The organism is Acidobacteriota bacterium (assembly GCA_012517875.1).
GTDB lineage: Bacteria > Acidobacteriota > JAAYUB01 > JAAYUB01 > JAAYUB01 > JAAYUB01.
Window position 1 is genome coordinate 1 of sequence record JAAYUB010000095.1, and the last position, 13,385, is coordinate 13,385.

A 13,385-nucleotide genomic window follows, 5' to 3' on the forward strand; every position below is an offset into this window, starting at 1 on the left:
CCTGCAGCGCTTCGCCTACGTGCTGCGGGAGGGAGAGGCGGCGCCGCCGCCGGAGATCCGGCGCTACTGGGAGCGAGCGGTCCAGGGCCACCGGCGCGTGCTGGCCGCCCTCAAACCCGACGTGCGCGGCTTCGAGGTGGACCGCGTCCAGCGCGAATGGATGGCCGGCGGCGGCTCGCTGCCTGTCCCGTGGGGCACCGGCCACCCGGTGGGCTACTGGGCCCACGACGCCGGTCCGATGCTCACCGGCGGCCAGCCGGATCGGACTCCCGCAGGCGACGCCCTCCGTGTCATCGCTCCCGGCATGGTGTTCGCTTACGACGGCTTTTTCTGCTGGCCCGTCGAATATCAGGGCCGACCGGCGACAAAGACCATTTCCGTCGAGGAGATGGCGGTGGTCACCGCAACCGGCGCCGAGTATCTCATTCCGCCTCAGGCGGCGCTGATCCTGATTCCGCCCCGCCGGTGATCTGACCCGCCTTGACTAAACCGACACGCTTTGTAAAAATATAGACACAATTCCGCTGATCTGACGACAATTACTCTGTCAGCACCGAACGGACCGCCGTCAGACGCGGGTGGATCGTGCAGCAACGGCCGCCGTTCAAAACGGCGGCTCGTGCAAGATCGACCGCGGGGCGTTTCCGGATACCGGTCCCGCAGCCGGATCCATAAGGAGGGGTCATGCATCGCATCGCAAGTATCGTGGTCCTGTTGGCGGCACTGGCTCTGACGGCCTCGGCCGGGTTGAACCGCTGGAGCACTGCCGGTCCGTACGGCGGCCAGATGAAGTTCATCTCCGTCGATCCCCAGACGCCCAACGTCCTGTTCGCCGGCATCTCGGAAGGCAGTTTCTTCCGCAGCCGCAACTGGGGCCAGAGCTGGGAGGTGATCGGCGGCTTCAATTCACCCATGGCGGCCGGCGCCGTGCATCCACTGAATCACCGGGTTGTGCTCGCCGCCAACTCGGACGGAATCCACCGGAGCACGGACGGCGGTGACGGGTGGACCCGGGTGTCCACCATCGCGGACGTCCGCTGTTTCGCCTTCCATCCCACCGATGCCGCCATCATCTACGCGTCCTCCTATAACCGGATCTATCGGTCCAACGACGGCGGCGGCAGTTGGGATGCCATCGCCACCCTGCCTGGCAGTCCGCAGATCGACCAGATCAAGCAGGCCCCACTGGCCCCGCTGACGCTCTACATCGCCACCTGGAATTCGGGGGTGCAGAAAAGCGTCAACGGCGGTTTGAACTGGACGGACGTCTCGCCCGGTGCGGGCAGCGGTTGGCGCGTGGCCTGCCATCCCACCCTGCCCGGCGTGGTGTATGCCTCCTCGTATCAGCCCATGGCGTTTTACACCAGTACGAACAGCGGCGCATCCTGGACGAAGCATCCGACGGCTGTTTCCTTCCTGGATCTGGTTGGTGATCCGGGTAATCCCAACCGGTTCTTCTTCATCAACCTGCACACCGTTTACCGAAGTTCCGACGGCGGCGTCACGTTCGAGAACGTCCTGCAGCCGGGCGGCCGGTGCATCGCCATCGAGCCCGTCGATCCGAACGGGGCGCTTTACGCCGGTACCATCTCCGGCGTCCAGCGTTCGATGAACCGGGGAGTGACATGGAAAGCCGCCAGTTCCGGTCTGTTGACCAAAACCAATTGTCTGGCGGTGTCGCCCGACGAACCCGGTGTGGTGTACGCCGGCGACGACACCGGCTATCTGTTCAAAAGCACCGACGGCGGCGAATCATGGGAATACCAGAGCCACGTCGGCAGCAACCTGCCCTTTCAGAACCTGGCGATCAGCCCGGCCACCGATCCGCCGGCCATCATGGGCACCGTCAACGGCGACCTCTGGCGGACCCTGAACGAGGGCGACACCTGGACGAAAGTGATCAGCGGCGGCGGCACGGTCAACAGCAAGGATATCTTCGACCTGGCTGTTCACCCCGCCGATCCGTCGACGGTGTACGCCACCTCGGGGTGGCCGACCTGGGATTACGACTACGACGGCCTGTACGTCTCCACCGACGCCGGCGCCACCTGGGCTCCCACCGGCCAGCTCATCGGCGTCAACATCATCGACCTGATGTTCGATCCGTGGTCACCGTTGAAGATGTACGCCGCCGGGGACGACGGTTTCTACAAGTCCACCGACGGCGGCCTCTCCTGGGACCCGGCGATGACCGGCCTGACCGAACCGCACGTGTACAGCCTGGCATCCAACGAGGACAGTCCGCAGACACTCTTCGCCGGCACGCGCTGGGGCGTGTTCAAGAGCACGAACGAGGGCGGTCTGTGGACGCCCGCCGGCCTGGAGTACAACTGGGTGCAGGCCCTGGTGCGCCAACCCAAGAGCGGGAACATGTTCGCCGGCACGACGGACGGACTGTTCTACACCCGCAATGACGGCGCCAACTGGTACCCCGTTTCCAGGGCCACGACCGAAACGGATGTGCAGGCGCTGGCCACCGACGTCCGCACGCCCACGCGGATCTACGCGGCCACATCGAGCGGTGTGTTCGCCTACACGTCGATGACCTCGCCCACGGTGCCCCTGTTGAGCCGCTCCGGTCAGACCGGCAACGTGAATCAGGCGCTCGCCGCCCAGATTCTGCCGGCTTCGGCGATCACGTTCCTGCTGGCGCCCGACACCTTCCCCACCGCCGGCACCGCCAACCCGGTTATCCTGGAACTCACCCTGCCCGCCGGCGCCCTGCTGAGCCAGACTTTGGCTGATGGCAAACTGTCCCAGCTTGAAGTGTTGCCCGCCGGCGCCACGGTGCATCCGCTGGCTGTCTCCGAATACGCCTTCGACGGCATGTCCGCCACCTACCAACCCGTCGCGAGCACTGCGGCCACCGCCGGGATCGACGACCACGCGATCCAGCTGTTTCGCTGCGTGCAGGGCGAGAACAAGATCTGGTTGCGCCTCACCCGGAGCACCAGCGCCTGGGAACCCGACAACGACGAGAACTATCTTGGTTTCACCATCGGGATCGGCGCCGGTGTCTGGCCCATGAACGGGGCGAGCAACTGGGGCGCCGCGGGCCAGTTCACCCAGGCCAACTCCCAGTTCTTCGGGGATCTGCGGGGCTACGATTTCAACCTGACCGACGACATGTTCCCGGTGACGGTCCGGGCGTTCTACCAGAAGACGGGCGCCGCCACGACCACCACATTCACCCCCGACACGCTGAACCTGTTCCGGCTCGATCACACCATCGCGGAGGATGTCGCCCCCGTCCGCCTCGTGGGCGCCACGATCACCGACCATGCCCAGGGCGACCTCGACGGCGACGGACGCGAGGACATTGCCTCCATCGACGGGGCAGCCAACCGGCTGTACTGGTCGCTGTCCGGGCCCGACGGCACCTACCCGTCGCTGGACTGGCGGGCCTTGGACGGCGCCGCCGCCCGCACGGTGGAAATCGGCGACGTGACCGGCGACGGCCGGCCGGACATCCTCGTCGCCGACGCCGCGGGCACTCTGCGGATCTACGCCTGGGAAACCCTGTTCGAGAAAGCCGGTCGCCCCGGCAACCGGCTGGTACCCGTGCGGACGACGGCGCTGGCCGGTGAACCCAGCGCCTCGCACGTGATCGACATCAACGGCGACAACCAGAAGGATTTCCTGTACACGGTCCCCGCCACCAATACCCTGCAGATCCTGTACGGGCAGCAATTTGCCAGCAGCACGTCGGTTTACCTGAGCGATGGGCCGGTGGCGCTCACCACCGGCGACTTCAACGGCGACGCCCGGCCGGACATCGCGGTGGCCAACCGCGATGGCAACTCGGTGACGGTGGTGCGCAACGACGGCGGTTCGTTCTCCGCCGTCAATTATGCCACCCTGGGCGCGCAACCGGTCGCCGTGGCGGCCGCCGACTTCGGCCGCGACGGCCGGACCGACCTGGCCGTGGCGCAGGCGGCGAACAAGTCCATCAGCATCTGGCACGCCGGCACCGGCGGCACTTTCGCGCCCGGATCCGGCCAGACCATCTATTTCGTCAATCCGCCGTCGGCCCTCCAGGCCGACAACTTCGACGGCCAGCACGGGCCGGACATCCTGGTGGGCTACGCCGATTACTACAAGCTCGGGCTCTGCGTCTCCGACGCCGCCGGCACCATGACCTACGCTTACTCCATCAACACGCTGGGCGACATGGAGCTGGATCCCGTCAACCACGTGACGCTGGTCGAGAACGACATCCTGAGCATCGCCGGCGGCACCACGCTCGGCGGCATCTGCTCCCGGACCGGCGTGGCGGCACTGGCCGACCGGGCGTTCAACCTGGTGCATCTGCCGCGGAGCCAGGACCTGTCGTTTTCCGTCATCAACCTCGGCACGGCGGCGGGCCTGCTCAACCTGGAGCTTTACGACAGCGCGGGCACCCACCGGAAGGCGGTCACCGTGCCGCTGGCGCCCGGCCAGCAGTTCGCCCGCTACCTCACCGATCCGAGCGTGTTCGGCGCCGACGCCGACCAGCCCGGCCGCTGGGTGCGCGGCTTCCTGACCGAGCCGGAGACCTACGGGTTCTGGCTGGCCAACGACGGCGCGACCCTTCACTACATGGACGGGCTGTCCCTGCCCGACGCCCGCGACGCCCACACCCGGCTCTTGTTCCCCGCCGGCACGGATCCGGTGCGCACGCTGCTGGTCATCAATCCCAGCAAGGACCAGTGCCGGCTGGTGCTGGAGCGGCTGAGCAACGGCTCCGTCCTCCAATCCAAGTCCTACACGCTGGCAGGCCGCGGCCGGCTCGAGGTGGATCTGGGGACCGCATTCCCCGCCCTGGCGGCGCCCGATTTCATCGGGCTACGCGCCGACATCCCCGTGGTGGGCTGCCAGTTGTCCGGCAACAGCGAGAAGCTGGCGGCAATCGACGGCCTGTGCCTCCCCGAGGCGGCCGCCATTCTCTACTCGCCGCATTTCGCCTGCGGGAATCTGGGCGTCAATTACGAGACGAAATTGACCGTGCTCAACGCGACCGACACCGGCACGGCCGTGGTGATCCGCAGGTACGGCGACGCCGGCCAGCTTCTGGGCACCAGTCCGACCCTGAGTATCCCGGCGCAGAGCAAGCTCCAGCAGGATGTGGCCACCCTGTTCGGCCTCGTCGGTCCCGCCACGGGTTATTTGACCGTGGAGCCGCAGGGCGCGACGCCGCTGGTGGGCCTGGTGACATTCGGGGAGGCCGGCAACGGGCGGTTCCTGTCAAGCCTGCCCCTGGCCGTGCAGGGACAGGCCCGCAGCCTCGTGGCGCACATGGCCAACGGCAAACTGGGCAACACCTCCTTTTTCACGGGTCTCGCCGTGCTCAATCCGGACGATGTCGCCCAACAGGTCCTGCTGACAGCCCACGACCAGAATGGCATGGAGCTGGCGGCGGACACGCTCAACATCCCCGCCCGCGGCCGGAGCGTCTTCCTGCTGGACCAGCAGATGCCGGAACTGACGAGCATCTTCGGTGGTTTTCTACTTATCGAGAGCCTGAGCGACCCGGCCCGAGACGTGATCGTCTTCGCGCTGTTCGGCGACCAGGCGCTGAACTTCCTGTCCGCCGTCAGCGCCCAGCCGCTGCCTTAGGGGCACCGGCACGGAGTGGACGGGGTGGAATCATGGGAATATGGAGGGGGCCATGAACATCGAGCTGACAGCCGAGGAACTGGCCATCCTGGAGGCGATACTGCACAAGGAGCTGGGCGGGCTGCCTATCGAGATCCACCACACCCGGACCCAGGCGTACAAGGAAATGCTCAAGGAAAAACAGGTCCGGGTGGAACAGCTCCTGGAAAAAATCCGGGCGGTCCCAAACCGCCCGCGCTGAATCGCCTCCTGCAGCGGGTTGTCCCAACGACGGCCCCGTGGCGGGTTTGTTGCCCGCGGGGCATGGCGTGCGTTCCGAAACAATCCGATGAAAATGGATGGAATCCCTGCGGCGGGATGAAGGAAAGCGGGGGGCGACGAACGTCGCCCCCCGCGCGCGTCTACTTGCTTTCGGCGTGGGCGTGGATACGCATCTTGTAGAAGGAGCGCCACACGAAGATCAGGCCGATGATGAACATCGGCGCGGCGATGAACGGCGAGTAATTGATGGACTCGGTGGCCTGAGCGTGGCGGGTGATCTCGATGGCGATCTCGGTGGCCAGCAGGCCGAACAGGGTGGAGAACTTGATGATGGGGTTGAGCGATACCGAGGTGGTGTCCTTGAACGGGTCGCCCACCGTGTCGCCGATGACCGTCGCGGCGTGCAAGGCCGTATACTTCTCGTTCAGGTCCACTTCGACCAGTTTTTTGGCGTTGTCCCAGGCGCCGCCGGTGTTGGCCATGTAGATGGCCTGGAACAGGCCAAAGCAGGCGATGGACACCAGGTAGGCCACGAAGAAGTTGGGATCGACGAACGCGAACGCCAGGGTCATGGCCATCAGCGCAATGAAGATGTTCCACATGCCGTTCTGGGCGTACTCGGTACAGATCTTCACGACCGTTTTGGAGTCTTCGATGTCCGCTTCCTTCTTGTCCAGGTTGAGGTTCTTTTTGATAAACGCCACCGCCCGGTAGGCGCCGGTGGTGACCGCCTGGATGGAGGCGCCGCTGAACCAGAAGATGACCGCGCCGCCGGTGATGAAGCCCAGCAGTACCGGCGCGTCGGTCAGGGACAGCTGCATCATCCCAACCTTCTTGAGCAGCAGGATGATGGAGAAGATCATGGTGGTGGCGCCCACCACCGCCGTGCCGATGAGCACCGGCTTGGCGGTGGCCTTGAAGGTGTTGCCGGCCGAGTCGTTGGCCTCCAGGTAGTGCTTGCCCTGCGCGAAATCGGGATCGAAGCCGAAGTCGCGCCGGATCTCCTCCCGGATGCCGGGAATGGATTCGGTTTGGGCCAGCTCGAAGATGGACTGGGCGTTGTCGGTGACGGGGCCGTAGCTGTCCACAGCGATGGTGACCGGGCCCATGCACAGGAATCCGAACGCCACCAGGCCGAAGGCGAAAATGGAGGGGTACTCAATGGCGATGCCCATTTCGCCGAAAGAGGTGAAATAGGCGATGGTCATGAGCACGACGATCAGGATGCCCTTCCAGAAGGCGCTGAAGTTGCCGGCCACGATGCCGGACAGAATGGTCAGTGACGCGCCGCCTTCGCGTGAGGCGGTGACGATCTCGTTCACGTGTTTCGACTTGGAGCTGGTGAAGACCTTGGTGAATTCGGGGATGAGCACGGCGGCCAGGGTGCCGCAGCTGATGATGAGCGCCAGGTGCCACCAGAGCGACGGCAGGGCGGTCATCACGCCGTCGACGGGTACCTGGATGTCCGAGATCAGGAGGTAACTCATCAGGAACGAGGTGCTGATGCAGAGCACCGCCGCGATCCAGATCAATCGCATGAGCGGCTCTTCGAAATCGAACTCCTTCTTCCCCTTGTACTTGGCCTTGGAGATGCCCTGGTTGGCGAAATAGGCCAGACCGGACATGAAGTCCATCAGGAAACGCATGGCGAAGATCCAGACGATGAGCTTGGCCTGGATCTCCACGTCGGCCACCGCCAGGGTGATGAACGAGATCAGCGCCACGCCGGTCACGCCGTACGTTTCGAAAGCGTCGGCGGTGGGGCCCACGCTGTCACCCGCATTGTCGCCGGTGCAGTCGGCGATGACGCCGGGGTTGCGCGGATCGTCTTCCTTGATCTTGAAGACGATCTTCATCAGGTCGGAGCCGATGTCGGCGATCTTGGTGAAGATGCCGCCGGCGATGCGCAGCGCCGAGGCGCCCAGCGACTCGCCGATGGCGAAGCCGAGGAAGCAGTAACCGACGATCTCGCGGGGCACGAACAGCAGGATGATCACCATCATGATCAGCTCCAGCGAGATGAGGAAGAGCCCGATGCTCATGCCGGCCCGCAGCGGGATATTGACCACATCCCACGGTTTGCCCGCCAGCGAGGCGAACGCCGTCCGGGAATTGGCGTAGGTGTTCACCCGGATGCCGTACCAAGCCACGCTGTAGGAGCCGGCCATGCCCACCACCGAGAACAGCAGCACCATGACGACCACTGCATACGGGTGCAGCAGGATGTTGTGCGTCCGGGCGAACTGTTCGGACAGGGAGCCGTACTGCAATCCCAGGAAGTAGAAGCTCATCGCCGCGGCGATGAACGCGAACAGCATGAGCAGGAATTTGCCCTGCTGAATGAGGTAGGTTCGGCAGGTCTGAAAGATGATCTCGGAGATCTTCAGCATGGAGTCGTGAGCGCGCAGCTTCCGGACCGATGCGCGCAGCCAGAGGCTGATGCTCAAGGTGCCGGCGATGACGCAGGCGCCCCAGAACAGCAACCACCAGGGGTTGATGCCGCCCAGCATCTGGTACGGCTGCCCCTTGTGCAGGTCGGGGATGGCCAGGTCCGCCTCGCTGGCCGTCGCCGCGGTGGCAGCCAGGAGCTGGAATGCCGCCAGCCACGCGATACGTAGGAATTTCCTCATAACCTTATCTCCTCTGAGCCGATGAATCATCCACGTCCAGCAGACCGGCTGTCCGGCGCGTCCCCTCCGATCGTCCGTCGGACCTTGTGCACCAACCGCAGGGGCGCCGCCGGATGAGCGTCCAGAAGCGCCATTTGTCGCCGGCACATCCGGCCAAGGAACCGTCTCTGAAACTGAGCATTATTGTGAGAGAGGGCCGTGAAGTCAAGTCATTTCGGGCAACCGCCGCCGGAGCGGCCCGTCCGCGGCCGCCGGCAAGCCGGTCAGGATTCGGCGGGCGGATCGTCGGACGGCTTGAGCCGGCTGGCATATTCGGGGTAGAGCCGGGCGACGCAGTCGGGGCAGAGGCCGTGGCTGAACTCGGCCTGCGAGCGGGCTTCGATGTACGCCTCCACCTGGTGCCAGAACCCCTGGTCGTCGCGGACCTTCTTGCAGCCGGCGCAGATGGGTATCAGGCCGTGCAGGGTCTCGATGCGCGCCAGCGCCTCCCGCAGCTTCCCGATCAGGCGCTCGCGCTCTTCTTCCGCTTCCCGTAACGGCGTGATGTCGAGTCCGGAACAGATGATGTAGGCCGGTTCCCCGCCCTCACCCGGGCAGGCCGTGACCGTCCACTGGGTGCAGCGCCGCCGGCCCATCCGGTCCGTCCAACAGATCCGGTCGTCCACCGGGGATTCGCCGGAACGAATCCGCTCCAGCAGCGGCCGCATGCCGGCGCCGGGTTCGACGGGCGGAAAGCATTCGTCGGGGGACCGGCCGATGCCATCCGGGAAGGGGCGGCCGGCCGCCCGCTCGGCGGCGCGGTTGAAGCGCAGGACGCGGCCATCCAGATCCAGCACCACCAGCAGGGCGTTGCTGCTGTCGAGGACCGCGGTGACGAAGTTCCGCTCCGTCCGGAGCAGCCGTTCGGTCTGCTCCAGGTCGTCGCTGCTGCGGGTGTCGGGTCGCGTCTCGTCCATCGGTGCGTCCATCCGCGCCATTATACTCCCGTTCACGGCGAAACCGGCAAGCCGGACATCTCGGACGATCTGCTGGACTCCGTGTACGCGCCAATCACCGGACCAGAACCCCCCGCCGCACCAGATCGTTCAGCAGCCGGTGCAGCGACCGGTTCACTTCCGCCCGCGGGGTGTCGGGATAATGCGCCGCGGCCGCCGCCTCCAGCGTCGCCACGGAGGCGCCCGGTCCGATCCACTCGAGCACCCGGGCGACTTCCGGACCCACCGTCGCCATCTCCACCCGGTCTCCTGTCAGATACATCACCAGCCGGCGCGGCGTGTGATCCACCGCCGCAAGCGGGGCCAGTGTCTCAATGAGGGCCAGCGCGTCCGAATCGAGGTTCAGGATACTGGCGGTCCCCGCAAGACGGATTGCGCCCGCGGGCACCGGCGGGGATGGCGGCGCGGAGCAGCCCGCCAGGATCCGCAGGCGGCCCCAGTGGTGCTGCAGCCGCAGGAGATCGTCCAGCGGGCGGAGCAAGACCGGCCGACGGGCGGCCCGGGACGCGGCGGCCAGGAACAGCCTCAGGGCGGGCAGCGCGCCAGGCTGCCCGACGGGCGACGCCAGGCGGGCCAGCTCGGAGTCGTTCAGGGGAGCGCCCCGCCAACGGCCGGCAAGGAAATCCTCCAGCACCTCCGCCGGCCGACGCTCCAGCTCGCGCGCCATCAGCCCGACGATTTCGGTCCGATAGGTGAACTGGTGGAAAATTGTGAGCGCCCGGGCCAGGCGCTCCGCCCGGGCCATGTCGCCGGCGGAAAATGTGGGGCAGCTTTCCAGGTAATACGGCGGCTCCGGCTGGTGGCGCAGGCCCAGGCGTTCCGCATCGTGGGCGAAGCGGCTCCCCGGCAGCACCTGGAGCCGGAAGCAGTTGATGAAATTCGGCTCCATGGCGAAAGCGGCGTCAAGGGTCCTGCTGAAGGCGGCGTAGTCGTCGCCGGGCAGGCCGTAGATGACATCCAGGCTGAAGGGAAGGCCGGCTTGCCGGAGCTGGCGCGTCCTGTCACCGAACGCCTCCAGCCGCGCCGTCCGCCCGGCTTGCCGCAAGGCGCGCGGCGAGCTGGACTGGAGGCCGAAGATCAGGAAATCGCCCACCCGGCCCGCCAGTGGCGCCAGGTCCGGGGGATGCAGCGTGGCCAGGTTCAGCTCCGCCCCGACGAGCGTCAGGTTGTCCGCGGCGGCCAGGTGACGGACCAGCGCCCGGAACCGCCGCGGCTCCTGGTTCAGGCCGGGATCGAGCAGCCAGACTTTCCCGCCCCCGGACGCGGCGAACGCGCGCAGGGCGCGGACGACACCGCCGAGCGGCCGAAGCCGTCGGCCGGGTGACTGGACGCCATATGTGCAGTAGGCGCAGCGGTGGCGGCAGCCGCGAGCCGTCTCCAGGACCAGCAGGCCGGGGTGGCGGCGGCGGAAATCGGGATCGTCCAGCGGCGCCGGCACGCGGCTCAGCGCCAGTGGTTCGGGGGGCGGGTGGGCCCGGCAGTCGTCGCCGTCCCGGACCACGAGCCCCGGCGTCTCGGTCCAGGGCGCGGCGTCGAGGTCCGCCAGCCGCCGCAGCAGCAGCCGGAACACCTCCTCCCCCTCGCCTGCGACGACGGCGGCCACCGCCGCCGGGTGCCGCGCCAGCAGCGCCCCGGCCCGGAAGGTCGCGTCGGGCCCGCCCAACAGCACAATCGCCGCCGGATCGAGCGTCCGGATCCCTTCCGCCAGGCGCAGCATCGCCGCGCTGTTCCAGGAATAGCACGACAGGCCCACCACGTTGGGACGGTCGGCGGCCACCGCCGCCAGCACCCGGTCCTCCGGCTCGGTGACCGGCAGATCGTGAACCGTCACCGCGACGCGCTTCGCCAGCTCGGGATCGCTGCACGCGTAGGCCCGCAGGTTGTACACCGCCAGGTTCGGCGCTGCGGCGCCCATCACCTCCATGGCCAGCCCCACGAGACTGACGCGCAGCGGCGGCGAACATCGACCGTCGTCGCGGCCGGGGCCGCTCCCTTCGGCAGGCGTTGTCTTCGATGGTGGCCTCATGGCCGGGTTGCGGAAGCGGAAGACGGCTCTGACTCGATCGGCTGATCCGGGCACTCCAACGCCTGGTTGAGGCAGTCGTATTCCTGCCGCATCAGCGCCAGCCCGCCCAGGCCGAACGAGGCGACAGCCACCCCCTGAAACTCATCCCCCAGGACGACGAGCAGAACCAGCCCGAGCAGCACCGCGAAGGAAAACAGCAGGATGGAGCCTGTGACCACCCATTGGAACAGACTGACGCGGCGGGTCAGCTGCTTCCGCCGGAGGTCCACGATCCGACTGTTATCCCGCAGTCCCTCCAGGGCCATGGCGAATCCGTACAGGAGCAGGGCGAAGCACAAGTCTTTCGTGAATTCCTCCCGGCGCCCGAACACCATGGCCTGGAGCTGATAGTACACTCCCCCCACATAGAAGGCGAATTTCAGATGGCTCAATCCGTGAAACACGCGGTTGAAACGATTCCAGCCGGCAGATTTTTCCATGAGTTCCTTCCGTTGAATCCGCCTGCCACCCGGACCCCGGTCTGAGGGCGTCGCCACGTCGGGCAGGATCCAGCGATCGGCAGGAGATGGCTCTGGCACAGTATCATAGCACCTGACACCCTCGTTTTCATCAAACGGTCTTGATCGCCGCTGGGGACGGTGCGACATCCAACAAGCAGACAAAAAAATGCTGCCGTGGATCGGCAGCATTGCATCTGCATCATTCCTGTCGATGCGCGGGCGGAGCCCGCGCGCTTATTGCGTCCGTTGGACCCGGCGGGCGATCGCGGTGGGCTCGTCCATCCACTCGAAGAACTTGTCGGGGTCCAGGCGGACGTGGAGCACGGCCGCGTCGCCGTCGTCCACCGAGACGATCATGAGCCGCACCTCGTTCTTCGCAGACTGCACCCAGATGAGCTGGGCCTCGTTGCGGGCGGGGCAGCGCTGGCAGACCATCCGGGCCCAGCCGGGCCCGAGGCACGCGCGGGCACCCGCCTCCAGCTCGCCGAACCCGGCCGCGGCTTCGCCGGGCACATCTTCAAAGACGGCGAACTGAAGCCCCTTGACTCCCTCCGGCTTGGCGAAGCGCACGGCGAGCCCCACCAGCCAGCCGCAGGGGATATCGGCCTTCGCGGTGCCGAGCTGCTGTTCCACGTGGCGGACCAGCCGGTCGAACTCCTTGCCGCCGGCCTGAACAGGCGCCGCCGCAAACAGCGCCAACCCGAGCAGCAGGAAGGTCGGCAGGAGACGTCCAACCGCGGAGCGCATGTCAGTGGCTCCCGGACCGGTGGTCGTCCTTTTCCAGCTCCAGGTCGGGGATGCCGATGTGTCCCTCGAGATCCATCAGCATCTCCATGTCGATGGGACCCACGATGTTGATCACCGCCAGCTCCCTGTCCTCGAAAGCGATGATGGCCAGCCCCTCGATGGCGTCACCTTTGAGCAACATGAAGATGTCGACGTTCTCGCTCCCTTTGCGGCTGCGCACGCCCACGAGCCGGCTCCATTCCGGCGCGCGGAGCTGGCTGCGGACCGCCTCGATGTCGGCGTCGGTGAACTGGCCGTCCGCGCCGAAGGTGTAGGCCTTCACGTAGATCCCCTTGAGCGAGTGGACCAGCTTGCGGACTGCGACTTCTTCCGGGTCCTTCTTGGACAGGAACGCGCCGGCGAACCGCAGGCTGTCGCCGTCGAGGGTGACGTCCACCACCTCGTCCGCCTTGGCCTCGAGGTGCCTGAGGGCGTCGAAATTGATCTGGGCCCCCTGGCCGGCTGCGGCGGGTGAAAGGGCCGCGAGTAGGAACAGGGCGAATGCCAGAACCGACAAACGGAACAGGTATGGTTTCATGGTCTTCCTCCGTGTCATTTCAGATCAAACCGTCAGATCCGGATCTCCGATGCA

9 protein-coding genes are annotated in these 13,385 nt (G+C 66.4%); 3 read left to right on the forward strand and 6 right to left on the reverse strand.

The window, feature by feature from the left end; genetic code table 11:
* From GX414_09935 to GX414_09945, 3 genes are all read left to right on the forward strand, one after another.
* The coding region (locus GX414_09935; protein ID NLI47415.1) for an aminopeptidase P family protein at nt 1–469 on the forward strand (469 nt) is incomplete at its 5' end.
* A gap of 215 nt (nt 470–684) precedes the next feature.
* The gene (locus GX414_09940; protein NLI47416.1) at nt 685–5,595 is read left to right on the forward strand and encodes a hypothetical protein; all 4,911 of its coding nucleotides are present in this window, start codon (nt 685–687) and stop codon (nt 5,593–5,595) included.
* Between the two features lie 52 nt (nt 5,596–5,647).
* Nucleotides 5,648–5,836, forward strand: a complete 189-nt coding sequence (locus GX414_09945) for a hypothetical protein (protein ID NLI47417.1) — start codon at nt 5,648–5,650, stop codon at nt 5,834–5,836.
* Nucleotides 5,837–5,996: 160 nt separating this feature from the next.
* Here the strand turns inward: GX414_09945 and GX414_09950 are convergent, their stop codons facing one another.
* The 6 genes from GX414_09950 to GX414_09975 all read right to left on the reverse strand — a co-directional run bounded on the left by GX414_09950 (nt 5,997) and on the right by GX414_09975 (nt 13,331).
* Nucleotides 5,997–8,486 carry a sodium-translocating pyrophosphatase gene (locus tag GX414_09950; GenBank protein ID NLI47418.1) on the reverse strand — a complete coding sequence of 830 codons (2,490 nt, stop codon included), beginning with the start codon at nt 8,484–8,486 and terminating at the stop codon, nt 5,997–5,999.
* 263 nt (nt 8,487–8,749) lie between these two features.
* Nucleotides 8,750–9,442, reverse strand: coding sequence for a PAS domain-containing protein (locus tag GX414_09955; protein NLI47419.1), 693 nt, complete (start codon nt 9,440–9,442; stop codon nt 8,750–8,752).
* Between the two features lie 94 nt (nt 9,443–9,536).
* The gene (locus GX414_09960) at nt 9,537–11,507 is read right to left on the reverse strand and encodes a radical SAM protein (protein NLI47420.1); all 1,971 of its coding nucleotides are present in this window, start codon (nt 11,505–11,507) and stop codon (nt 9,537–9,539) included.
* On the reverse strand, nt 11,504–11,986 hold the full coding sequence (locus GX414_09965) for a hypothetical protein (GenBank protein ID NLI47421.1): 483 nt from the start codon (nt 11,984–11,986) through the stop codon (nt 11,504–11,506). Before GX414_09965 ends, GX414_09960 begins: the two co-directional genes overlap by 4 nt.
* Before the next feature lie 255 nt (nt 11,987–12,241).
* Nucleotides 12,242–12,754 (reverse strand): hypothetical protein, encoded by a 513-nt coding sequence (locus GX414_09970; GenBank protein ID NLI47422.1) that lies wholly within the window; start codon nt 12,752–12,754, stop codon nt 12,242–12,244.
* 1 nt (nt 12,755) lies between these two features.
* Nucleotides 12,756–13,331: a DUF4252 domain-containing protein gene (locus GX414_09975; protein NLI47423.1), complete on the reverse strand. Its 576-nt coding sequence runs from the start codon at nt 13,329–13,331 to the stop codon at nt 12,756–12,758.
* Nucleotides 13,332–13,385 lie beyond the last annotated feature (54 nt).

What these genes read in the sequence shown, in the direction of transcription:
- GX414_09960 (NLI47420.1), bottom strand. Translation starts at nt 11,507, where the DNA reads ATGAGGCCACCATCGAAGACAACGCCTGCCGAAGGGAGCGGCCCCGGC.
- GX414_09945 (NLI47417.1), top strand. Translation starts at nt 5,648, where the DNA reads ATGAACATCGAGCTGACAGCCGAGGAACTGGCCATCCTGGAGGCGATA.
- GX414_09970 (NLI47422.1), bottom strand. Translation starts at nt 12,754, where the DNA reads ATGCGCTCCGCGGTTGGACGTCTCCTGCCGACCTTCCTGCTGCTCGGG.
- GX414_09940 (NLI47416.1), top strand. Translation starts at nt 685, where the DNA reads ATGCATCGCATCGCAAGTATCGTGGTCCTGTTGGCGGCACTGGCTCTG.
- GX414_09965 (NLI47421.1), bottom strand. Translation starts at nt 11,986, where the DNA reads ATGGAAAAATCTGCCGGCTGGAATCGTTTCAACCGCGTGTTTCACGGA.
- GX414_09975 (NLI47423.1), bottom strand. Translation starts at nt 13,331, where the DNA reads ATGAAACCATACCTGTTCCGTTTGTCGGTTCTGGCATTCGCCCTGTTC.
- GX414_09950 (NLI47418.1), bottom strand. Translation starts at nt 8,486, where the DNA reads ATGAGGAAATTCCTACGTATCGCGTGGCTGGCGGCATTCCAGCTCCTG.
- GX414_09955 (NLI47419.1), bottom strand. Translation starts at nt 9,442, where the DNA reads ATGGACGAGACGCGACCCGACACCCGCAGCAGCGACGACCTGGAGCAG.